Below are 21,923 nucleotides of genomic sequence, written 5' to 3' on the forward strand. Positions count from 1 at the left end.
GAAGGGCGAGGTCATCAAGACCGTCCCCGAGTCCAAGATCGTGGAGACGCTGATCGAAGAAGCGATGAAGCTGGCCGAGCAGATGGAGAAGGACGGCATCGCGTCGGGGGAGCCGGCCGTCACCGTGAGTTGAAGAGCACGGCATTCGAAGGGGGCCCGAGCGTGACGATTCTGGAGAGCATCCGGCAACCACATGACCTGAAGGCGCTGTCCGAGGCGGACCTCGGCGAACTGTCCCATGAGATCCGGGAGTTCCTGGTGCACGCGGTGGCCAGGACCGGCGGTCATCTCGGGCCCAACCTGGGGGTGGTGGAACTCACCGTCGCCCTGCACCGGGTCTTCGAGTCACCGGTCGACCGCATCCTGTGGGACACCGGGCACCAGAGCTACGTCCACAAACTCCTGACCGGACGTCAGGACTTCTCCAAGCTGCGCGGCAAGGGCGGCCTGTCCGGCTACCCCTCCCGCGAGGAGTCCGCGCACGACGTCATCGAGAACAGCCACGCCTCCACGGCGCTCGGCTGGGCCGACGGGCTCGCCAAGGCCCGCGAAGTGCGGGGGGAGGAGGGCCATGTCGTCGCGGTCATCGGCGACGGAGCGCTCACCGGCGGGATGGCCTGGGAGGCGCTGAACAACATCGCCGCCGCCAAGGACCGCCCGCTGATCATCGTCGTCAACGACAACGAACGCTCCTACGCCCCGACCATCGGCGGCCTCGCCAACCACCTCGCGACCCTGCGCACCACCGACGGCTACGAACGGGTGCTGGCCTGGGGCAAGGACGTACTCCAGCGCACCCCCGTGGTCGGTTCCACCGTCTACGAGGCGCTGCACGGCGCGAAGAAGGGCTTCAAGGACGCCTTCGCCCCCCAGGGCCTCTTCGAGGACCTGGGCCTGAAGTACGTCGGCCCGATCGACGGCCACGACATCAAGGCCGTGGAGTCCGCGCTGCGGCGCGCCAAACGCTTCCACGGCCCCGTCCTCGTCCACTGCCTCACCGAGAAGGGCCGCGGCTACGAACCCGCCCTCGCGCACGAGGAGGACCACTTCCACACCGTCGGCGTGATGGACCCGCTCACCTGCGCGCCCCTCACACCCTCCGGCGGACCGTCCTGGACGTCCGTCTTCGGCGAGGAGATCGTCCGGATCGGCGAGGAACGCGAGGACGTCGTGGCGATCACCGCCGCCATGCTGCATCCGGTGGGCCTCGGTGCCTTCGCCGAGCGGTTCCCCGACCGGGTGTGGGACGTCGGCATCGCCGAGCAGCACGCCGCCGTGTCCGCGGCGGGCCTGGCGACCGGCGGCCTGCACCCGGTCGTCGCCGTCTACGCCACCTTCCTCAACCGTGCCTTCGACCAGCTCCTGATGGACGTGGCGCTGCACCGCTGCGGGGTGACGTTCGTCCTGGACCGGGCCGGTGTCACCGGTGCCGACGGACCCTCGCACAACGGCATGTGGGACATGTCCGTCCTCCAGGTGGTCCCCGGCCTGCGGATCGCCGCGCCGCGGGACGCCGGGCAACTGCGTGCCCAGCTGCGCGAGGCGGTCGCCGTCGACGACGCGCCCACCCTGCTCAGGTTCCCGAAGGAGTCCGTGGGCCCGGCGATCCCGGCGCTCGACCGGATGGGCGGCATGGACGTACTGCACCGCGCGGACGATCCCGAGGTGCTGCTGGTGGCCGTCGGCGTGATGGCGCCCGTCTGTCTCCAGGCCGCCGAACTGCTCGAGGCGCGCGGCATCGGATGCACCGTCGTCGATCCCCGCTGGGTCAAGCCCGTCGACCCGGTCCTTCCCGAACTGGCCGCGAAGCACCGCATGGTGGCCGTCGTCGAGGACAACAGCCGAGCGGCCGGGGTCGGTTCGGCGGTGGCGCTCGCGCTGGGCGACGCGGAGGTCGACGTGCCGGTGCGGCGGTTCGGCATCCCCGAGCAGTTCCTCGCGCACGCCAAACGCGGGGAGGTACTCGCCGACATCGGCCTCACACCGGTCGAGGTCGCCGGACGGATCAGCGCGAGCCTCGCCGTCGGGGAGGAGCTCGCGAAACAGCCCCAGGACCTACAGGAGCACCAGGCATGACCACCGCAGAGTCCGCGTCGGAGCCGGCGCAGACCGGGGAGTTCGACCTCGGCGCGCTGCTGGCCGAGCGCGGAGCCGAGCGCTACGAGCTGCACACCAGGTACCTCAACCACCAGCTCCCGCGCATGCTGCACACCATCGGCTTCGACAAGGTCTACGAGCGCGCCCAGGGCGCCCACTTCTGGGACGCCGACGGCAACGACCACCTGGACATGCTCGCCGGGTTCGGGGTGATGGGCCTGGGCCGCCACCACCCCGTCGTCCGCAAGGCGCTGCACGACGTCCTGGACGCCTCCCTCGCCGACCTCACCCGCTTCGACTGCCAGCCGCTGCCCGGGCTGCTGGCCGAGAGACTGCTCGCGCACAGCCCGCACCTGGACCGGGTGTTCTTCGGCAACAGCGGCACGGAGGCGGTCGAGGGCGCCCTGAAGTTCGCCCGGTTCGTGACCGGCAGGCCGCGCGTCCTGTACTGCGAGCACGCCTTCCACGGACTGACCACCGGCTCGCTCTCCGTCAACGGCGAGTCCGGCTTCCGTGACGGCTTCGCGCCGCTGCTGCCCGACACGGCCGTGCCGCTCGGCGATCTCGACGCGCTGGAGCGGGAGGTGCGGAAGGGAGACGTCGCCGCCCTGATCGTCGAGCCGATCCAGGGCAAGGGCGTGCACGAGGCGCCCCCCGGCTATCTGCGCGCCGCTCAGGAACTGCTGCACCGGCACAAGGCGCTGCTGATCGCCGACGAGGTGCAGACCGGGCTCGGACGCACCGGCGACTTCTACGCCTACCAGCACGAGGCGGGGGTCGAGCCGGACCTGGTGTGCGTGGCCAAGGCGCTCTCCGGCGGTTATGTGCCGGTGGGAGCCACCATCGGCAAGGACTGGATCTTCAAGAAGGTCTACTCCTCGATGGACCGGGTGCTGGTCCACTCGGCCAGCTTCGGGGCGAACGCCCAGGCCATGGCGGCGGGCCTGGCCGTGCTGTCGGTCATGGAGAACGAGCAGATCGTGGCGCACGTCCGGGCCACCGGTGACCTGCTCAGGACCCGGCTGGCCGCACTCACCGAGAAGTACGAGCTGCTCGCCGACGTCCGCGGCCGGGGACTGATGATCGGCATCGAGTTCGGCCGGCCCCGGTCACTGAGGCTGCGGGGCCGCTGGGCCATGCTCCAGGCCGCCCGCAAGGGACTCTTCGCGCAGATGGTGGTGGTACCGCTGCTGCAACGGCACCGGATCCTCACCCAGGTCTCCGGCGACCACATGGAGGTGATCAAACTGATCCCGCCGCTGATCATCGACGAGCGGGACGTGAACCGGTTCGTGGACGCCTTCACCGCGGTGATGGACGACGCGCACGACGGCGGCCTGGTGTGGGAGTTCGGCAGGACACTGGTGAAGCAGGCGGTCGCCCACCGCTGAGCCGTCGAGACGAGCGGTTTGCCTCTCAGGCAATAGAATTGCCCGTGAGGCAAACCTCGGGCTGAATGGAGGCATGAGCTCCTCCGAGACCGAGCCGCCGGCCGAGCCGGCCGGCGCGCTCCCCGTGGTCGCGCCGCAGCTGCGCGCCCTGCGGCGACGGGCCTCCCTGACACTGGAGGCCGCAGCCCGCGACGCGGGTCTGTCACCCGCCCATCTCTCCCGACTGGAGACCGGGCAGCGCCAGCCCTCGCTGCCGATGCTGCTCTCCCTCGCCCGCACCTACGGTACGACGGTCTCCGAGCTGCTCGGCGAGACGGCCGCCGACCGGGACGCCGTGGTGCGCGCCGCCGACATGGAGTCCACGGCCGCGGGCGGCTGGACGTACTGGCAGGCCGGTGCCGCCGGGCGCGGCATGCAGGCCCTGCGGGTGCAGGTGCCGCACGGCTCCCAGGGCGACATCGTGCGCGTCCACCCCGGCGAGGAGTGGCTGTACGTCCTCAAGGGGCGGCTGCGGCTGCGCCTCGGGGACACCCTGCACCGTCTCGGCCCGGGCGACAGCGCGCACTTCGACTCGCTCACGCCGCACCGCATCGCCGCTCAGCACCCCGACGGGGTCGAGCTGCTGTTCGTCCACACCCTGCTGCAGAGTCCCACGGCCGCGCTGTGCCTGGGCCCGACCCATGGAGACGTGTCATGACCGGCAAGGACATGGAGGAGAAGTTCCCCCGCGCCCTGTGGGTGAGGCTGTTCATCTACATCGCGGTGGGGCACCTCTTCGCGGGCTTCATCTACTTCCTGTTCGAGGTGGGCGCGAAGAAGTAGGCCCGGGGCCGCCTGCCTCAGTCGAGCAGGCGCTCGCGCAGTCGCTCCCGCGTCTCGGGGGTGAGCCCGAGCCCCTTCTCCAGATAGGGGTCCACGCCGCCCCAGGTCTCCTCGACGGTCTCGAAGGCGGCCGACAGGTACTCCGCGCGCGCGTCGAACAGCGGGCTGAGCAGCTCCATGACCTCGGGGGAGTAGGCCGAGGCGGAGCTGCCGCTGCGATGCACCTTGTAGCGGCGGTGCTTGGCGTTGGACTTCAGGTAGTCGTCGAGGATCGCGTCCCGCTCGACCCCCAGGGCGAGCAGCGTCACCGCCACCGACAGTCCCGCGCGGTCCTTGCCGGCCGCGCAGTGCATCAGCGCGGGGACGCTGTCGTCGGCGAGCGCCCGCAGCACCTGGGAGTGCTCGGCGGTGCGCTCCTTGATGATCAGACGGTAGGAGCTGATCATCCGGTCCGCGCCCTTGCCGTCCGCGAGGATCGAGCGCAGCTCGTCCAGGTCGCCGTCGCGGACCATCTTCCAGAACTCGGCGCCGTCGGCCGGGTCGCTGAGCGGCAGGTTCACATTGCGCACGCCCGGCAGCTCGACGTCGGGCCCCTCCAGCTTCTGGTCGGCCGCGTTGCGGAAGTCGAAGATCGTGTGCAGCCCGAGCGAGGTCAGGAAGGCGGCGTCCTCGTCGGTCGCGTGGGCGAGATGACCACTGCGGAACAGCACCCCGTGCCGCACCCGCCGACCGTCCACGGTCGGCAGGCCGCCCACGTCGCGGAAGTTGCGTACTTTGGCCAGCTCGGGTTCGGTCGACGGGATCTGCTGCGTCACGAAGGACTCCTCCCACTCGGCGCGTCGGCGCGGCTCGTCGACGGGCACCACTTGACGATACGACATGCCTGCCTGGGGCAATGAGTTGTCCACAGGCATTGCCCGGACGTCCCTCGACCCCGATGATGTTGGTGTCTGATCGCACCTGTTCGGTTCTGTGGGAGGTTCGGTGACGCAGGTCCCTTCGGTGACACAGGTCTCCCGAGACGGCCGTACGTGGCTTCTCTCGGGCCCGGCCAGTGGGTACGCGCTCCACGTCACGGACCGCGGCGAACTGGTCCATCTGCACTGGGGCCCCAGGATCGCGCTCGCCGACGCGGAGGCCCTCGCGCGGCGCCCGCTGCCGGACGACTGGCCGTTCGAGTCCCGGCTGGACGGGCGCGAGGAGTACCCGGTCGAGGGCGGTCCCCGGTTCACCCGGCCTGCCCTGTCCGTGCGCTCCGGCGAACGGCGGGGCACCGAGTGGGTCTTCGAGGGCCACGACACGCACGACGGCGAGCTCCGCCTCCGTTTCCGTGACGGCGGGCTGACCGTGACCCTGCACTACCGCATGTGCGGCGATGTGATCGAACGCCGGGTGACCCTGCACAACCGGGGACCGGCGGTCGAGCTGCTGCGCGCCGACTCCGCCACCTGGACCCTGCCCGACCGGGAGCAGTGGCGGCTCTCCCAGCTGCACGGCCGCTGGGCCGCGGAGTCCCGGCTGGCCCGCTCCCCGCTCACCTACGGGGAGAAGATCATCGGCAGCCGGCGCGGCCACACCGGGCACCAGCACCTGCCGTGGGTCGCGCTCGACACCGACGCGACCGAGGAGCGGGGCGAGGTCTACGGCTGCGCCCTCGGCTGGTCGGGGTCCTGGCGCATTTCCGTGGCGCAACTCCCCGACGCGCGCGTGCAGATCACCGGCGGCGCGGGACACGACGACTCCGGCCTGCTGATGCTCGGCACGGACGAGACGTACGTCACACCGGTCTTCGCCGGTCTGTGGAGCGACGGCGGCTTCGGCGGCGCCAGCCGCGCGTGGCACGCCTACCAGCGGGCGTACGTCGTCCCCGACGCGGACCGGGACCGGCCCGTGCTGTTCAACTCCTGGGAGGCCACCGGTTTCGACATCTCGCAGGAGCAGCAGCGGGCGCTCGCCGAACGGGCCGCCGCGATGGGCGTCGAGCTGTTCGTGGTCGACGACGGATGGTTCGGGACGCGCACCAGTGACCGGGCCGGACTCGGCGACTGGACGCCCAACCCCGACCGCTTCCCCGGCGGGCTGAAGCCGCTCGCGGACCAGGTGCACGGGCTGGGGATGCGGTTCGGCATCTGGGTCGAGCCGGAGATGGTCAACCCCGACAGCGACCTGTACCGGGCGCACCCCGACTGGGTGCAGTTCCAGCCGGGCCGCCGGCGCACGGAGTTCCGCAACCAGCTCGTTCTCAACCTCGCGCGCGACGATGTGCGGGACCATCTCTGGCGGCAGCTCGACGGGCTGCTCTCCAGCGCCCCGATCGACTACGTGAAGTGGGACTTCAACCGCTGTTTCACCGACGCGGGCTGGCCCGGCGACCCGTATCCGCAACGGCTGTGGACCGACCATGTGCGCGGGCTGTACGCCCTGCTGGACCGCCTGCGGGCGGCCCACCCGGACGTGGCCTTCGAATCCTGCTCGGGCGGCGGCGGCCGGATCGATCTGGGCATCCTCTCCCGGACCGACCAGGTGTGGACCTCGGACAACACCGACCCCCTCGACCGGCTCGCCGTCCAGCACGGCTTCAGCCAGGTCCACCCGGCCCGGGTCATGGCCGCGTGGGTCACCGACAGCCCGAACGCGATGCTCAACGGACGGGTCAGTTCGCTGCGTTTCCGGTTCGTCAGCGCCATGGCCGGGGTGCTCGGAGTCGGCGGCGACCTCGCGCGGTGGACCGAGGAGGAGCTCGCCGAGGCGCGGGAGTGGGTCGCGCTCTACAAGGAGATCCGGCCCGTCGTGCAGCGCGGTGACCTGTACCGCCTGCGCCCGCCGGAGGGCGGGCTGAGCGCGGTGCAGTACGTCCTCGGCGACGACGTCGTCGTCCTCGCCTGCCTTCAGGCACAGCACTACGGAGAGCCCGTGCCCGCGCTGCGGTTGCGCGGCCTCGACCCGGCCGCATCGTACGAATGCCTCGAAACGGGCGAAATGCACCGGGGTGCCGTATGGCTGCATCACGGGCTGCGCGCCGGCCTGCGGGGGGACCTGGATGCCGCGGTGTTCCGGCTGCGACGTCTGTGATCAGATGATTCAGGCGTTCTGTCCGATTAGGATTCTTCGATATAACGTGCCCCGAAAAAAAGGTAGATGGGGGTGGGGTGCGTGAGCATCGTCATATCCGTGACGATGTGTTGTCGCCATGTGCACGTAATTCAGTGGAATGGCAAGGGAATTCGGAGCGGAATCGGAATACCGATCTACGCTCGGTGACGCCATTTCCGCCTGTGGATCACGAAAAGCGCGTTCGTGGACAACCTCGCGCTTGTCCCTTCGCGTCCGGGTCGCTTACGTTCGCCACCGATCCGGACGGACGCCTAATCCTGCCGCCGCCCGGAGCCCGCACACACTGACCCGTGTACGGCAGGAGCGGGGGACCCACAGGTACAACCGCCTGTTCCGGTCTCCGGGACGGCTTGGGGTTAAGCCGCGCCACAACGCGGCCGGGCATCTCCAGCCCGAACCCGACAGCTCACCTCGTAGGCGCCGGAGAGGAAATCGTCATGCCCGCGAAGGGTAAGCACCGCCGTACCAAGGCCCAGCGTTTCACCCGCTCCATCGCCGTCGCCGGAACCGGTGGCGCCGCGCTCGCCCTGCCGCTTCTCGGCGCCACCGGCGCGCACGCCGCCACGCCGCAGACGGCCCCCGAAAAGGCCGTTCAGTCCCTTTCCGGCGCCGGCCAGAAGGCCGCCGCCGAAAAGAGCGACGACGCCCGCACGTACACCGTGAAGGCCGGCGACTACCTCGCGAAGATCGCCGAGACGGAGGACGTCGACGGTGGCTGGAAGAAGCTCTACACGGACAACCGCGACGTGGTCGGTGACGACCCGTCGCTCATCCACCCCGGTCTGAAGCTCTCCATCGACGGCGAGGCCGCCACGAGCGCGCCGAAGAAGCCCGCTTCCTCGGCGCCGAAGGCCGAGAAGCCCGCCGCGAAGCCGTCCGAGCAGCCGTCGGAGCAGCCCTCGTCGGCCCCCTCCACGCAGACGACCACCTCCGACCAGGCCGCGAACGCCTCCGGTTTCAGCTCCCCGGTGCCCGGCGGCGGTCTCGGCACCGCCTACAAGGTGGCCGGCAGCATGTGGTCCAGCGGCTACCACACCGGTGTCGACTTCAGCGTCCCGACCGGCACCTCCCTGAAGGCCGTCGGCTCGGGCACGGTCGTCTCCGCGGGCTGGGCGGGCGCGTACGGCAACCAGGTCGTCATCCAGCTCGCCGACGGCCACTACGCCCAGTACGCCCACCTGTCCTCGCTGTCCGTCTCGGCCGGCCAGACGGTGAGCGGCGGCCAGCAGGTCGGCCTCTCCGGCTCGACCGGCAACTCGACCGGCCCGCACCTGCACTTCGAGATCCGCACCACGCCGGACTACGGCTCGGACGTGGACCCGGTCGCCTACCTCCGCTCCAAGGGCGTCGCCATCGGCTGACCCCCGAGCCGACCTGCCTGACACGCCGTCGAAGGCCGGACCCCGATCCCCGGGTCCGGCCTTCGCCGTATTCCGGAGTTGGCCAACATTTTGGGAGTGTCCTATCTCACCGACCGTCAACCCTTTCTACGGTCGCGTAGGTCACATTCGAGGGTGAATCATGAGCGGTTGTGGCAGACGATTCGAAGAATGACAGCAGAGCAGTGATCGGGTCGTACGTGGCGGTGGGGGACAGCTTCACCGAGGGCGTCGGCGACCCCGGCCCCGACGGGGCGTTCGTCGGCTGGGCCGACCGGTTCGCCGTGCTTCTCGCCGACCTCCGGCCCGAAGGCGACTTCCAGTACACGAACCTGGCGGTGCGCGGAAAGCTGCTGGACCAGATCGTGGCGGACCAGCTGCCCCGGGCCGTCGAACTCGCTCCCGACCTGGTCTCGTTCTGCGCGGGGGGCAACGACATCCTCCGCCCGGGCAGCGACCCGGACGAGGTGGCCGAGCGCTTCGAGCGGGCGATCGCCGCGCTCGCCGCCGTGTCCGGCACGGTCATGGTGACGACCGGGTTCGACACCCGCGGCATCCCCCTGCTCAAACACCTGCGCGGCAAGATCGCCACGTACAACGGGCACGTGCGGGCCGTCGCCGACCGGTACGGCTGCCCGGTGCTCGACCTGTGGTCCCTCAGGAGCGTCCAGGACCGCAGGGCCTGGGACTCCGACCGGCTGCACCTGTCGCCCGAGGGGCACACCCGCGTGGCGCTCCGCGCGGGCCAGGCCCTCGGCCTGGAGGTCCCCGCCGACCCGGAACAGCCCTGGCCGCCCCTGCCGCCCCGCGGAACGTTCGAGATCCGCCGGGACGACGTCCAGTGGGCCCGCGAGTACCTGGTGCCGTGGATCGGCCGCCGCCTGCGCGGGGAGTCCTCGGGGGACCACGTGACGGCCAAGGGCACACTGTCGCCGGACGCCATCAAGGTGCGGATCTCGGCGGTGGCGTGAGTGCCCTCGCGGTAGTGTGATGATCATGGAGGGCTGGGGTGTGCGGCCGGCGACCATGGCGGACGTCGAGGCGGTGGCCGAGGTGCGCGCGCTCGTGCTCCGGGCGGATCTGGAACGACTCGGCCGGTACGACGCCGAGCGCGTGCGGCAGCGGCTGCGGGACGGATTCGACCCCGCCCACACCCGGGTGATCGAGGTGGGCGGTGCGTTCGCCGGCTGCGTGGCGCTGCGGCCGGCCGGGGACTCCCACTGGCTGGAGCACTTCTACCTGGCCCCGGAGCGTCAGGGCGACGGCATCGGTTCGGGCGTACTGCGCGCGCTGCTGGAGCGGTGCGACCGCGCCGGTGCCGTCGTCCGGTTGAACGTGCTGCGGGGCAGTCCGGCCCGACGGCTGTACGAGCGGCACGGGTTCACGGTCGAGGCCGAGGATCCGGTGGACGTGTTCATGGTGCGCGAACCGTCGCGGCCGTTCCCGCCGTCCCGGCCGCATCCGGCACCGCGCTGTCGGACCGGCCGCACATAATGAAGTGTCTGACCGACTCCACTTGGAGGTACCGTGGCCGGTTTCCGTCTTCAGAGCTCCGGGCTCCGCGCCCTGCGGCCCGTGGCCTTCGGCGCGGACCCGAGTGGTGAGCGCATGGCGCGCATCCGCAGATCCCCGCATTTCGAGGACGGCGTGTTCCAGAACCCGGGGGGCATCGCCAGGATCCGTCCGTCGGGCTCGACGCGGGACCTGGCGAAGATCTACCTCGACAAGGAGAGCCGGTCCCGGCGCGCCCCGAAGGGCGCCGTCCCGCTGCACCCCACCACTCTCGCCGACATCTCCCGCCCGCCCGCCACCGGTCTGCGCCTGACCTGGATGGGCCACTCCAGCGTGCTCGCGGAGATCGACGGGCACCGGGTCCTGTTCGACCCCGTCTGGGGTGAGCGCTGCTCGCCCTTCCCCTTTGCCGGGCCGAAGCGACTGCACCCCGTGCCCCTGCCGCTGGCGGCGCTCGGCCCGGTCGACGTGGTCGTGATCTCGCACGACCACTACGACCACCTGGACCTGCCCACGATCAAGGCGCTGGCGGGCACGGACACCCTGTTCGCCGTGCCCCTGGGCGTCGGTGCGCACCTGGAGCACTGGGGAGTGTCCGCCGACCGGCTGCGCGAGCTGGACTGGCACGAGACGACGAAGGTCGGCGGGCTCACGCTGACCGCCACTCCGGCCCGCCACTTCTGCGGCCGGGGACTGCGCAACACCCAGCACACCCTCTGGGCCTCCTGGGTGGTGGCGGGTGAGGAGCACCGGATCTACCACAGCGGTGACACCGGTTACTTCGAGGGCTTCAAGGACATCGGTGCCGACCACGGTCCGTTCGACGCCACGATGATCCAGGTCGGCGCGTACTCGGACTACTGGCCCGACATCCACATGACCCCCGAGGAGGGCGTCCGGTCGCATCTCGACCTGCAGGGCGGTGACCCGGCGGGTGTGCTGCTGCCCATCCACTGGGGCACCTTCAATCTGGCGCCGCACCCGTGGGCGGAGCCCGGGGAGTGGATGGCGGACGCCGCGGACGCGGTCGGCCAGGCGGTCGCGTTCCCGCGGCCCGGAGAGCCCTTCGAGCCGGCCGGGGAGCTGCCGACCGAACCCTGGTGGCGGGCGCTGTCGGCGCCGGTCGCACGCCACTGGACCTCCGCCGGGAGCCGGGGCGCCGCACCGGCCGTGCAGGCCGCGCCGCCCGTCGAGGGCGACCTCGATCTCGCCGGCGACCGCTGAGGGACCGGGGCCGCGCGCCCCCTCCCGGCCGTCGCACGACGGCTGCCTCCTTGGTGCCAGGGCCCTTCCGTCCGCTCCCGTGCGGGCACGGAAGGGCCCTGTCGCTTTTCACCGGCGTACGGGCGCCCTTCCGCACCGCGACTACGGTGAGTGATGCTCTGGCCGTGAGGCAGGGGTGTCTTGGTGCCCCCGACGGATCCCCGCCGGGTCGACCTCGTCGGCATGAGGCGGCCGGCTGCGGATTCGGGGGTGGGGGAGGCGTCCCTCTCGGCCGACTCCGGCTGACCGCTTGTGACCAGCTCGGATCACTCTCTACTCGTTCTCGATCCCCGACTCGGGCGGGTTATCGGTCTGTCGTACGAAGCCTCATACCAGAGCGGGATGCTGTCCGTACGAGTTTGTCAACTGCCCACCGCACATGATGCGGTGGCGACTACGGTGAGTGTCGGTCGGGCGACGCGGCGCATCATGCCGCAGGGCGTGACGCGCCCAGGAGCCGCGTCGATGAGGTCGGGATCAGGGAGCGGGGACCGGTACGTGCAGCCACAAGGCGGACGAGGGAGTGGACGGGCCGAAGGGCCCCGACGCCCGGACCCGGCCGACGCCCCGGGTCCGGCCGGTGCCGGGGGCACGACCGGCAGGCCGACGCCCGTGGGCACCGTGGTGGTGGCCCGTGAGCGGGGTGGCGGTGACACGAACCCCGCCGATCCCAGGTCCCCCCGGACCGGCCCGGCCACCCGCACGGACCGGCGTGAGGGCGGACGGCACGGGCGGCCACCCGCCCGGACCGCTCCCGCGCCGCCCGAGGCACCGCTACGGCCCCAGCTGCTGCGTCTCGCCGTACTGCCGCCCGTCGCGGTGGCCCTCAGCGCCTGTGCGGCCGTGCTCTTCACCGTCCGCTCCACCGGGGTGCGGCCGAGCGCGACCCTGTGGGCCGTGCTCGGCGGCGCCACATCGGTGACCTTCGCCGGCATCGTCATCGCCGCCGTGGCAGCCGACCGCGCCGCCCGGACCGTGCACGACCGCATCGGCACCCTGCGCCGGAGCACCGCCAGGCGCGAGGGCGACCTGCGCGCCCTCGTCGAGACACTGCGCCGCGGTGACGGCCCGCCCCCGCCGGCGCGCAGCGCCGAACAGGCGGACGACGCCGACGACTTCGACCTGCTCGCCGCCGACCTCGCCCGCGCGCACGACGGCGCCGTCACCGCCGTCGTACAGGCCGCCCAGCTCTCCAGCCAGGCGGGCAGCGAACAGAAGCTCGAGGTGTTCGTCAACCTCGCCCGGCGTCTGCAGTCCCTGGTGCACCGCGAGATCTCGATCCTCGACGAGCTCGAGAACGAGATGGAGGACCCCGACCTGCTCAAGGGCCTCTTCCACGTCGACCACCTCGCCACCCGCATCCGCCGCCACGCCGAGAACCTCGCCGTGCTCGGCGGGGCCGTCTCCCGACGGCAGTGGAGCAACCCGGTCTCCATGACCGAGGTGCTGCGCTCGGCGATCGCCGAGGTCGAGCAGTACTCACGGGTCAAGCTCGTGCCGCCGATCGACGGCACGCTGCGCGGGCACGCGGTCGCCGACGTCATCCACCTGCTCGCCGAACTCGTCGAGAACGCCACGGTGTTCTCCGCCCCGCACACCCAGGTGCTGCTGCGGGCGAACCTCGTCACCTCCGGGCTCGCCGTCGAGGTCGAGGACCGCGGGCTCGGGATGCCCATCGGCGAGCAGGACCGGATGAACGCCCTGCTCGCCGACCCCGACCAGGTGCATGTCGCCAGCCTGCTGGCCGACGGCCGCATCGGACTGTTCGTGGTCTCGCAGCTCGCCAAGCGGCACGGCATCCATGTCCGGCTCCAGTCCAACATCTACGGCGGAGTCCAAGCCGTGCTCGTGGTGCCACAGCCGCTGCTCGGCAGCGACCCGGGGGCCGCCGGTGGCGGACAGGGCGTCACGGGCACGGGCGTCGGTACCGAAATGGGCACCGGCACGGGGCAGTACGCGCACGACGGTGGCACCGACGCGCACCCGATGGCCCGTCACATGTCGTCGGTGCCCGCGTCGGGAACCGTGCACGGCGGTGGGCCGGTGAGCCCACCCGCGGTGCCGCTCACGCCCGCGGCACCACCGCCCCGTCCGCACGCTCCCGTCACGTCGTCCGACCCCGGCGGGGCCGCCCCGCCCCTGCCCCTGCGCGGCGCCCGCGAGGTGCGCCCGCACCCCGCCGGGGCCGCACCGGACGTCCCCCACGCCGACCCGAGTGCCCTCGCGGACCACGGGACCACGCCCCTCACCCCCCGCACCGGCACGGTGCGCGGCACCATGGGGAAACCCCGGCTGCCCCGCCGACGCGCCCAGGAACACATCGCGCCGCAGCTCCGCGACGGCCCCGTGCCCCGCCAGGACACCGAGGACGTCGTCGGCCACGACCCCCATCTGATGGCGGCCTTCCAACGGGGCATCGGCCTCGCGGAACTGCACCAGGAGCCGCCCGGCACACCGCGGCCGGCCGCCCCCGGATCCCGCACCGACCACACCGCCCGGCACGACGGGAGCGCGCCCGCCGGATGATCACCCCACTCCCCACCACCAGCGCTCCCGCAGACCTTCGTACCCCAAGGAGTCGATCCACCATGGCGAGCGATGCGCCGACCGCCCAGGTATCCGATCTCGACTGGCTGATGAGCGGCCTCGTGCAACGCGTACCGCACACCAACAGCGCCGTACTGCTGTCCTGTGACGGGCTGGTGAAGTCCGTGCACGGCCTCGACCCGGACAGCGCCGACCACATGGCCGCCCTGGCCTCCGGCCTGTACTCCCTGGGACGCAGCGCCGGAAACCGCTTCGGCGACGGCGGTGACGTCCGGCAGGTCGTCGTCGAACTCGACTCGATGCTGCTGTTCGTCACCACCGCCGGCTCCGGCACCTGCCTCGCCGTGCTGGCCGGCCGCGAGGCCGACGCGGCGGTGCTCGGCTACGAGATGGCGATGCTGGTCAAGTCCGTGCGCCCGTATCTGATGACCGCTCCCCGGCAGCAGGGCGTCGAATCCCAGGCGATGAGGTCTTGAGCGTGACGGCGGCCGGCGAAGGGCCCTGGCTCGACGACGCGGCCGGTCGGCTGGTGCGCCCCTTCACGGTCAGCAACGGCCGTACCCGCCCCACCGTCGCGCTCGACCTCATGTCACAGGTGCGGGCCACCGGCGCCACCCCCTTCGGCCATCTCGGCCCCGAGCACGCGCTGGCCCTCGACCTGTGCCGCGCCCCCGTCCCGGTCGCCGAGGTCGCCGCCCATCTCCGGCTGCCGGTGGCCGTCACCAAGGTGCTGCTGGCGGACCTCGTCGAATGCGGGGCGCTGACCGACAAACCCCCCGCGTTCCACCACAACCCGACGGACCGGGCCCTTCTGGAGGCAGTGCTCGATGGACTACGACGACAGCTCTGACCACGTGGGCGGCGCAGTCCACGGTGACGACACGTTCCCCACCGCTCTCAAGATCCTGGTGGCGGGCGGGTTCGGCGTGGGCAAGACGACCTTCGTCGGCGCGGTCAGCGAGATCGCGCCGCTCAGCACGGAGGAACTCCTCACCACGGTCAGCGCCGGCACCGACAACCTCGACGGCATCGAGAACAAGGTCGAGACGACCGTCGCCATGGACTTCGGCCGCATCACCCTCGACGCGCAGCATGTGCTGTACCTCTTCGGCACCCCCGGCCAGGAACGCTTCTGGTTCATGTGGGACGAGCTCTGCGAGGGCGCGCTCGGCGCGGTCGTCCTCGCCGACACCCGGCGCCTGCAGGAGTGCTTCGCGGCGGTCGACTTCTTCGAACAGCGCGGCCTCGGATTCATCGTCGCCGTCAACGAGTTCGACGGTTCCTTCCGCTACGACCCCGGAGAGGTCCGCGCCGCCCTCGACCTCCCCGCGGAGGTCCCCGTCGTGTGCTGTGACGCCCGGATCTCCAGCTCCGGCGTCCAGACCCTGGTGACCCTCGTCCGCCACCTCCTCGCCCACGCCCCGGCCGCCGCGACGGAGTATGGCGCCCACATGTGACCCCCATACACACTCATGGAGCCCGCATATGCACTTCGCCCACATCCTGGGAACCCGCCCATGAGCTACGACCCGCCACGCCCGGCCGGTCGTCTGCTGCTCACGCCCGAGGACAACGAGGCCCCGGCCCGCACCCGCAGGCTTCGCGGGCTGGGACTGGGGGAACGCCCCGAGCCCACCCTCGACGCCTTCGCGTACGCCCTGGCCGACCTCACGGGAGCGCCGTACGCCATGGTCAACTTCCTCGGCGAGAACGGGCAGTTCTTCGCGGGCCTGCACACCCCGGCCGTCGCGCCGGTCGTGCGCGCCGACGGCACCGGCGCCCTGCTGGGCCGGGTGCTGCCCCGCGACCACGGCTTCTGCCCCCATGTGGTGGCCCGGCGCAAGGCGCTGGTCCTGGAGGACGTGAGCGACTACCCGAGGTTCGCGGGCAACCCGGTGGTGGACGAGTTCGGCATCCGCTCCTATCTGGGCGCGCCGCTCATCGACAGCACCGGCATGGTGCTGGGCACCGTCTCCGTCACCGACATCCAGCCACGGGCCTGGGGACAGCCCGGGCTCGCCGCCATCAAGACGCAGGCCGCGGATCTCGTCGTACGGCTGGAGCGGCGGAAGGACGACGGGCTGCCGCTGTGAGGGCGGGCGGGCGGCGCGGCCGGACGGGTGAGGTGTGAAGCAAAGCTGTGGCCGCGCTTAAGAAATCCTCGATGGACCGGTGAGGGTGTTGTACGGCAGATTGCAGTGCGATTCCACTCCTCTTCCCGGACCGGGACTGCTTCGGCATGCTCCGGAGCCGGGACTCACCCTCAGGAGCCGTAGCGTTGAAGGCGCTGGTCAAGGAGAAGGCGGAGCCCGGGCTGTGGCTCGCGGACGTACCGGAGCCCGCCGTCGGACCCGGCGACGTGCTGATCAAGGTGCTGCGCACCGGTATCTGCGGCACCGACCTGCACATCCGGTCCTGGGACGGCTGGGCCCGGCAGACGATCACCACCCCGCTGGTCCTCGGGCACGAGTTCGTCGGCGAGGTGGTCGAGACCGGCCGCGACGTCACCGACGTCACCACCGGTGACCGGGTCAGCGGCGAGGGGCACCTGGTGTGCGGCAAGTGCCGCAACTGCCTCGCCGGCCGCCGCCACCTGTGCCGGGCAACGGTCGGCCTCGGCGTCGGCCGCGACGGCGCCTTCGCCGAGTACGTCGTGCTCCCCGCCACCAACGTCTGGGTGCACCGGGTGCCCGTCGACCTCGACGTCGCCGCGATCTTCGACCCGTTCGGCAACGCCGTGCACACCGCCCTGTCCTTTCCGCTCGTCGGCGAGGACGTCCTGATCACCGGCGCCGGTCCGATCGGCCTGATGGCCGCCGCCGTGGCCCGGCACGCCGGCGCCCGCAACGTCGTGATCACCGACGTCAGCGAGGAGCGCCTGGAACTCGCCCGCAAGATCGGCGCGACCCTCGCGCTGAACGTCGCCGAGTCGACCATCGCCGACGGTCAGCACACGCTCGGCCTGCGCGAGGGCTTCGACATCGGTCTGGAGATGTCCGGCCGCCCCGAGGCGATGCGGGACATGATCGCCAACATGACGCACGGCGGCCGGATCGCGATGCTCGGCCTGCCGACCGACGAGTTCCCGGTCGACTGGGCCCGCGTCGTCACCTCGATGATCACCATCAAGGGCATCTACGGCCGTGAGATGTTCGAGACCTGGTACGCCATGTCGGTGCTGCTGGAGGGCGGTCTGGACCTCGCCCCGGTGATCACCGGCCGTTACGGATACCGCGACTTCGAGGCCGCCTTCGACGACGCGGCCAGTGGCAAGGGCGGCAAGGTCATCCTCGACTGGACCGCATGACTCCCCGTACCCGCAAGCACCTTCAGGAGCCCTCCATGTTCGACTCCGTGCGCGACGACCTGCGCGCCACCCTCGACGAGATCCGCGCCGCCGGACTGCACAAGCCCGAGCGCGTGATCGGCACCCCGCAGTCCGCGACGGTGAACGTCACCGCCGGCGGCCGTCCCGGCGAGGTCCTCAACTTCTGCGCCAACAACTACCTCGGCCTCGCCGACCACCCCGAGGTGATCGCCGCCGCCCACGAGGCACTGGACCGCTGGGGCTACGGCATGGCGTCCGTCCGCTTCATCTGCGGTACCCAGGAGGTCCACAAGGAGCTCGAGGCGCGGCTGTCGGCGTTCCTCGGCCAGGAGGACACGATCCTGTACTCCTCCTGCTTCGACGCCAACGGCGGCGTCTTCGAGACGCTGCTCGGCCCGGAGGACGCGGTGATCTCCGACGCGCTGAACCACGCGTCGATCATCGACGGCATCCGGCTCTCCAAGGCCCGCCGCTTCCGCTATGCCAACCGTGACATGGCGGACCTGGAGCGGCAGCTGAAGGAGGCGGCCGAGGGCGGCGCCCGCCGCACGCTGATCGTCACCGACGGCGTCTTCTCCATGGACGGCTACGTCGCCCCGCTGGCCGAGATCTGCGACCTCGCCGACCGCCACGGCGCCATGGTCATGGTCGACGACTCGCACGCCGTCGGCTTCGTCGGCCCCGGCGGGCGCGGCACGCCCGAGCTGCACGGCGTCATGGACCGCGTCGACATCGTCACCGGCACCCTCGGCAAGGCGCTCGGCGGCGCCTCCGGCGGCTATGTCGCCGCCCGTGCGGAGATCGTCGCCCTGCTGCGCCAGCGCTCCCGCCCGTATCTGTTCTCCAACACGCTCGCCCCGGTGATCGCCGCCGCTTCCCTGAAGGTCCTCGACCTGCTGGAGTCGGCCGACGACCTGCGCGTCCGGCTCGCCGGGAACACCGCGCTCTTCCGCCGCCGGATGACCGAGGAGGGCTTCGACATCCTCCCCGGCGACCACGCCATCGCCCCCGTGATGATCGGCGACGCGTCCCGCGCGGGACGCATGGCGGAGCTGCTGCTGGAGCGCGGTGTGTACGTGATCGGCTTCTCCTACCCGGTGGTGCCGCAGGGCCAGGCCCGCATCCGCGTCCAGCTGTCCGCCGCGCACTCCACCGAGGACGTGAACCGCGCGGTGGACGCCTTCGTGGCGGCACGGGCGGAGCTCGACGCGTGAGCGGAGCTCACCGCTGCATTTGAGACAATCGATCTCATGATCGAGGCGCGGCGGCTCCACATCCTCCGTGCGGTGGCCGACCACCGCACGGTCACGGCGGCAGCCGCCGCGCTGTACCTCACCCCCTCGGCCGTCTCCCAACAGCTCGCCGCGCTGGAGCAGGAGACCGGCCACCGCCTGGTCGAACGCGGCGCCAAGGGCGTACGGCTGACCCCGGCCGGCGAAATCCTGCTCAGCCACACCAACGCGGTCCTCGCCCAACTCGAGCGGGCCGAGGCCGAACTGGCCGCCTACGGATCGGGAGAGGCCGGCACCGTCACGGTCGCCGCCTTCGCCACCGGGATCGCCCAGGTCGTCGCGCCGGCGGTGGCCCGTCTCGCCGGGACGTCGCCCGGCATCCGGATCCGCGTCCAGGACGCCGAGGGCGACGCCAGCACACCGATGGTCCTGGACCGGCAGGTCGACGTCGCCGTGGCGGTCGAGTACCGAGGGGCGCCGCCCTCCGACGACCCCCGGCTGACCCACGTACCGCTGTACGCCGAACCCTTCGACGCGGTCGTCCCCGTCACCCACCGGCTGGCCGACTCCGCCGAGGTGCCGCTCGCCGAACTGGCCAAGGACCCGTGGATCGGGCCGTACCCCGGCAACCCGTGCCATGACGTGGTCGTACTGGCCTGCGAGAGCGCCGGGTTCCAGCCACGCCTGGAACACAGCTCGGACGACTTCCGCGCGGTGGTCGCCCTCGCCTCGGCGGACGTGGGCGTCGCCCTGGTGCCCCGTTCCGCGCTGCGCGGCATGGACCTCGCGGGCGTGGTCGTCCGCCCGGTCGACGGTGTGGCGCCCACCCGCCGGGTCTTCGCCGCCGTGCGCCGGGGCGCCGAGGAGCACCCGCTGATCCGCCCGGTGCTGGACGCGCTCCGCGCGGCGGCCGGGGACGCGTAGGGAACCGGCCACCGTCCGCGGGCAGTCCGGGCTGTCATGCGTGTGACCTCTCTCCTTCCGGCCCCGACCGAGGCGGCCGGCCCGCTGTCGAACCGCGCGCGGACTGCTGATCCGGTCCGGGCGGGTGGTGCGGGCGCGCCCGCACTGCCGCGCACGCCGGCGGCGTCCGGGACGCCAGTGACCGCGGCCACGGCCCGCCATCCCCGCTCCGGGATATCGTCCCGTCGGGTTCTCGCCCCGCTGGGCCGTGCGGAGGCGGTTGCCTGGTGGAGGGAGCGGTCCGGGGCCGTCGCCGCCGGCCGGCTCGCCGTGTGGGCGGCGTACGAGGAACCCGGCCGGGTGCTGGGCACCGTGAGCCTCGCCCTCCCCGACAAGCCCAACAGCGTCCACCGCGCGGAACTGGTGATGCTGATGGTGCACCGCGCGGCCCGCGGCCGGGGACTGGGCCGCAGGCCGCCGGCCGTCGCGGAGGAGGCGGCCGCCGCGCGGGGCGTCACCCTGCTGCGCCTGGACACCGAGACCGGCCGTCCCGCCGAGCGCCTCCACCGCTCGGCCGGCTGGGTCCCCGTCGGCGCCATCCCCGACTACGCGGCGGACCCGGCCGGGGTGCTGCGGCCGACGACGATCCACTACAAGCGTCTGGGAACGGGCGCGATATCGCCTGCCACCAGGTGATTGTCAGTGGCAGCCGCTACGGTGCCTGCCATGCCGGATGCCGAAGACGTACGACGGATCGCCCTGTCCCTGCCGGACACGACGGAGAAGATCGCCTGGAGCATGCCCACGTTCCGGGTCGCGGGGAAGATGTTCGCCACCCTGCCCGAGGAGGAGACCTCCATCGCCGTGCGCTGCCCCAAGGAGGAGCGCGACGAACTGGCCCTCGCCGAACCGGAGAAGTTCTGGATCGCCGACCACGAGGCACAGTTCGCCTGGGTCAGGGTCCGCCTCGCCGCCCTGGAGGACGAGGGCGAACTGCGCGACATCCTCGCCGACTCCTGGCGCCAGGCGGCCCCGCCGCGGCTGCTGGAGGCGCACCCGCGGCTGGGCCTGCCGCCCGTCGGCTGAAAACCCCGGGGGGCTTTGTCAGTGCGCCGTGGCATGATCCGGGACCGTGATCGGCAGCCGGGGCCGGAGGGGGGCTCCGGCTGCCGGCGACCGGCGGCGTCGGTGCCGGGCGCCCGGAGGGTGCGCTGTTCGCCGGGGTGGGGGGCGTGGTCGTCTCGGCCGCCCCGTCGGTGGTGCCCGCCGCGCGACCTGGTCCGCGCGCAGGCACCGTCCGGCCGCCTCGGACCTGGACGCCGCCCGGGCCTGCCGGAGGGCGTCCGCCCCGGAAGGGCGGGAAGGGGCTGACCGCCTCACGCCCCCACCGGTGCCTGCCGGCCCGCGCCGACGAACCCGCCGATGCGTGCCCGCAGCGACCGGGCGTCGAGACCGTGCGCGGCGACATGCTCGTCGACCCGCCCGTACCGCCGTAGTTCGGCCCGGCCCACACCCAGCCCCAGCACCCGGTGCGGCACGTCGGCGAGCGCGTCGTTCGCCGCCGCCGTCGACGTACCCGCCAGATACGGCTCGACGAGCACGACGTCCGTCCCCGACGTCCCGGTGGCGCGGCGCAGGCCGGCCGCGTCGAAGGGGCGGACGGTGGTGGCGTACAGCACGGTGACGTCCAGGTCCTGGGTGGCGTCGAGTACGGCGTCCAGCACCGGTCCGACGGCTACCACGGTCCCGGTGCGTCCCTCCCTGACGGTGCGCAAGCGCTCCCCGTCCACGGGCAGCCCGCGCGTGTTGGACTGGGCGGACAGTCGCACGTACACCTTGTCGTCACCGGCGGCCACCGCCTGCCGCAGCAGCGTCTCGGCCTCGTCCGGATGCCCCGGCACGTGCACGGTCCAGCCGTCCAGGGTGTCCAGCAGTGCCACGTCACCCGGTGCCATGTGCGTGTACCCGCCGGCCGGCCAGTCGAAGGAGGCGCCGGCACTCACCAGCACCGCTCCCGCACCCTGGTGGCCGAAATCCAGCTTGACCTGCTCGAACGGCCGCTCGACGAGGAAGCTCGCGAAGGTGTGCACGACGGGCCGAAGCCCGGTCAGCGCCATCCCGGCCGCTGCCCCGACCAGCAGCTGTTCCCGGATGCCCACGTTGACCACCCGGTCCGGGTGCCGGCGCCGTGCCTCGGCGAAGCCGTCCGCGCCGATCTCGGCGAGGACCACCGCGACCCGCGGATCCTCGTCGAGCAGCCGGGTGACGACAGGGGCGAAACGATCACGCATGGTGTCCACGGAACAGAGTCCTTTCACTGGTGGGGCGACGGGGG

At 71.9% G+C, this 21,923-nt stretch carries 21 protein-coding genes, 1 pseudogene and 1 riboswitch; of the genes and pseudogenes, 20 read left to right on the forward strand and 2 right to left on the reverse strand.

The window, feature by feature from the left end:
* The 5 genes and pseudogenes from IE178_RS24900 to IE178_RS24920 all read left to right on the forward strand — a co-directional run.
* Positions 1 to 133 (forward strand): annotated as a pseudogene (locus IE178_RS24900) (flavodoxin-dependent (E)-4-hydroxy-3-methylbut-2-enyl-diphosphate synthase); the annotation flags it as partial.
* A gap of 29 nt (positions 134 to 162) precedes the next feature.
* The gene (dxs, locus tag IE178_RS24905) at positions 163 to 2,076 is read left to right on the forward strand and encodes a 1-deoxy-D-xylulose-5-phosphate synthase (protein ID WP_193513840.1); all 1,914 of its coding nucleotides are present in this window, start codon (positions 163 to 165) and stop codon (positions 2,074 to 2,076) included.
* The gene (locus IE178_RS24910; protein WP_193513841.1) at positions 2,073 to 3,488 is read left to right on the forward strand and encodes an aspartate aminotransferase family protein; all 1,416 of its coding nucleotides are present in this window, start codon (positions 2,073 to 2,075) and stop codon (positions 3,486 to 3,488) included. The genes dxs and IE178_RS24910 overlap by 4 nt, the downstream gene beginning before the upstream one ends.
* Before the next feature lie 73 nt (positions 3,489 to 3,561).
* A complete protein-coding gene (locus tag IE178_RS24915) occupies positions 3,562 to 4,185 on the forward strand; it encodes a helix-turn-helix domain-containing protein (protein WP_193513842.1) in 624 nt (207 codons plus the stop codon).
* Positions 4,182 to 4,310 (forward strand): DUF6126 family protein, encoded by a 129-nt coding sequence (locus IE178_RS24920; protein WP_184762390.1) that lies wholly within the window; start codon positions 4,182 to 4,184, stop codon positions 4,308 to 4,310. The genes IE178_RS24915 and IE178_RS24920 overlap by 4 nt, the downstream gene beginning before the upstream one ends.
* Positions 4,311 to 4,327: 17 nt before the next feature.
* On the opposite strand, the gene IE178_RS24925 is transcribed toward IE178_RS24920, so the two are convergent.
* Entirely contained in the window at positions 4,328 to 5,125 is a 798-nt protein-coding gene (locus IE178_RS24925) for a tyrosine-protein phosphatase (RefSeq protein ID WP_193513937.1), read from the reverse strand.
* 169 nt (positions 5,126 to 5,294) lie between these two features.
* Here IE178_RS24925 and IE178_RS24930 point away from each other — a divergent pair, with 169 nt between their 5' ends.
* From IE178_RS24930 to IE178_RS25000, 15 genes are all read left to right on the forward strand, one after another.
* Positions 5,295 to 7,382 carry an alpha-galactosidase gene (locus tag IE178_RS24930; RefSeq protein ID WP_438874413.1) on the forward strand — a complete coding sequence of 696 codons (2,088 nt, stop codon included), beginning with the start codon at positions 5,295 to 5,297 and terminating at the stop codon, positions 7,380 to 7,382.
* 313 nt (positions 7,383 to 7,695) lie between these two features.
* Positions 7,696 to 7,859: riboswitch (cyclic di-AMP (ydaO/yuaA leader) on the forward strand.
* A 2-nt stretch (positions 7,860 to 7,861) separates the two neighbouring features.
* Positions 7,862 to 8,785, forward strand: a complete 924-nt coding sequence (locus IE178_RS24935) for a M23 family metallopeptidase (protein ID WP_193513843.1) — start codon at positions 7,862 to 7,864, stop codon at positions 8,783 to 8,785.
* A gap of 203 nt (positions 8,786 to 8,988) precedes the next feature.
* Positions 8,989 to 9,774: an SGNH/GDSL hydrolase family protein gene (locus IE178_RS24940; RefSeq protein WP_193513844.1), complete on the forward strand. Its 786-nt coding sequence runs from the start codon at positions 8,989 to 8,991 to the stop codon at positions 9,772 to 9,774.
* A 25-nt stretch (positions 9,775 to 9,799) separates the two neighbouring features.
* A complete protein-coding gene (locus IE178_RS24945; protein WP_193513845.1) occupies positions 9,800 to 10,297 on the forward strand; it encodes a GNAT family N-acetyltransferase in 498 nt (165 codons plus the stop codon).
* 33 nt (positions 10,298 to 10,330) lie between these two features.
* Positions 10,331 to 11,539: an MBL fold metallo-hydrolase gene (locus IE178_RS24950; protein WP_318280227.1), complete on the forward strand. Its 1,209-nt coding sequence runs from the start codon at positions 10,331 to 10,333 to the stop codon at positions 11,537 to 11,539.
* 651 nt (positions 11,540 to 12,190) lie between these two features.
* Positions 12,191 to 14,104, forward strand: a complete 1,914-nt coding sequence (locus IE178_RS24955) for a sensor histidine kinase (protein WP_318280228.1) — start codon at positions 12,191 to 12,193, stop codon at positions 14,102 to 14,104.
* 62 nt (positions 14,105 to 14,166) lie between these two features.
* Positions 14,167 to 14,601, forward strand: coding sequence for a roadblock/LC7 domain-containing protein (locus tag IE178_RS24960; protein ID WP_184762394.1), 435 nt, complete (start codon positions 14,167 to 14,169; stop codon positions 14,599 to 14,601).
* A 2-nt stretch (positions 14,602 to 14,603) separates the two neighbouring features.
* Positions 14,604 to 14,975 carry a DUF742 domain-containing protein gene (locus IE178_RS24965; RefSeq protein WP_193513939.1) on the forward strand — a complete coding sequence of 124 codons (372 nt, stop codon included), beginning with the start codon at positions 14,604 to 14,606 and terminating at the stop codon, positions 14,973 to 14,975.
* Positions 14,953 to 15,582: a GTP-binding protein gene (locus IE178_RS24970; RefSeq protein ID WP_193513847.1), complete on the forward strand. Its 630-nt coding sequence runs from the start codon at positions 14,953 to 14,955 to the stop codon at positions 15,580 to 15,582. The genes IE178_RS24965 and IE178_RS24970 overlap by 23 nt, the downstream gene beginning before the upstream one ends.
* Positions 15,583 to 15,642: 60 nt before the next feature.
* Positions 15,643 to 16,218: a GAF domain-containing protein gene (locus IE178_RS24975; RefSeq protein WP_184762397.1), complete on the forward strand. Its 576-nt coding sequence runs from the start codon at positions 15,643 to 15,645 to the stop codon at positions 16,216 to 16,218.
* A gap of 185 nt (positions 16,219 to 16,403) precedes the next feature.
* On the forward strand, positions 16,404 to 17,432 hold the full coding sequence (gene tdh / locus IE178_RS24980; protein WP_193513848.1) for an L-threonine 3-dehydrogenase: 1,029 nt from the start codon (positions 16,404 to 16,406) through the stop codon (positions 17,430 to 17,432).
* 35 nt (positions 17,433 to 17,467) lie between these two features.
* Positions 17,468 to 18,667: a glycine C-acetyltransferase gene (locus IE178_RS24985; protein ID WP_193513940.1), complete on the forward strand. Its 1,200-nt coding sequence runs from the start codon at positions 17,468 to 17,470 to the stop codon at positions 18,665 to 18,667.
* A gap of 36 nt (positions 18,668 to 18,703) precedes the next feature.
* Positions 18,704 to 19,609: a LysR family transcriptional regulator gene (locus tag IE178_RS24990; protein WP_184762399.1), complete on the forward strand. Its 906-nt coding sequence runs from the start codon at positions 18,704 to 18,706 to the stop codon at positions 19,607 to 19,609.
* A 177-nt stretch (positions 19,610 to 19,786) separates the two neighbouring features.
* Positions 19,787 to 20,284: a GNAT family N-acetyltransferase gene (locus tag IE178_RS24995; RefSeq protein WP_318280229.1), complete on the forward strand. Its 498-nt coding sequence runs from the start codon at positions 19,787 to 19,789 to the stop codon at positions 20,282 to 20,284.
* A 30-nt stretch (positions 20,285 to 20,314) separates the two neighbouring features.
* Entirely contained in the window at positions 20,315 to 20,674 is a 360-nt protein-coding gene (locus IE178_RS25000) for an MmcQ/YjbR family DNA-binding protein (RefSeq protein ID WP_193513849.1), read from the forward strand.
* 290 nt (positions 20,675 to 20,964) lie between these two features.
* Here the strand turns inward: IE178_RS25000 and IE178_RS25005 are convergent, their stop codons facing one another.
* Positions 20,965 to 21,888, reverse strand: coding sequence for a transketolase family protein (locus tag IE178_RS25005; RefSeq protein WP_193513850.1), 924 nt, complete (start codon positions 21,886 to 21,888; stop codon positions 20,965 to 20,967).
* Positions 21,889 to 21,923 lie beyond the last annotated feature (35 nt).

This window comes from Streptomyces griseoloalbus, from assembly GCA_014650015.1.
Taxonomy (GTDB): Bacteria; Actinomycetota; Actinomycetes; order Streptomycetales; family Streptomycetaceae; genus Streptomyces; species Streptomyces griseoloalbus.

Bases quoted from the DNA above. Each gene is read 5' to 3' on its own strand.
- IE178_RS24910 (WP_193513841.1), top strand. From the start codon at position 2,073: ATGACCACCGCAGAGTCCGCGTCGGAGCCGGCGCAGACCGGGGAGTTC.
- IE178_RS24915 (WP_193513842.1), top strand. From the start codon at position 3,562: ATGAGCTCCTCCGAGACCGAGCCGCCGGCCGAGCCGGCCGGCGCGCTC.
- IE178_RS24920 (WP_184762390.1), top strand. From the start codon at position 4,182: ATGACCGGCAAGGACATGGAGGAGAAGTTCCCCCGCGCCCTGTGGGTG.
- IE178_RS24935 (WP_193513843.1), top strand. From the start codon at position 7,862: ATGCCCGCGAAGGGTAAGCACCGCCGTACCAAGGCCCAGCGTTTCACC.
- IE178_RS24945 (WP_193513845.1), top strand. From the start codon at position 9,800: ATGGAGGGCTGGGGTGTGCGGCCGGCGACCATGGCGGACGTCGAGGCG.
- IE178_RS24960 (WP_184762394.1), top strand. From the start codon at position 14,167: ATGGCGAGCGATGCGCCGACCGCCCAGGTATCCGATCTCGACTGGCTG.
- IE178_RS24970 (WP_193513847.1), top strand. From the start codon at position 14,953: ATGGACTACGACGACAGCTCTGACCACGTGGGCGGCGCAGTCCACGGT.
- IE178_RS24975 (WP_184762397.1), top strand. From the start codon at position 15,643: ATGAGCTACGACCCGCCACGCCCGGCCGGTCGTCTGCTGCTCACGCCC.
- IE178_RS24985 (WP_193513940.1), top strand. From the start codon at position 17,468: ATGTTCGACTCCGTGCGCGACGACCTGCGCGCCACCCTCGACGAGATC.
- IE178_RS24990 (WP_184762399.1), top strand. From the start codon at position 18,704: ATGATCGAGGCGCGGCGGCTCCACATCCTCCGTGCGGTGGCCGACCAC.
- IE178_RS25000 (WP_193513849.1), top strand. From the start codon at position 20,315: ATGCCGGATGCCGAAGACGTACGACGGATCGCCCTGTCCCTGCCGGAC.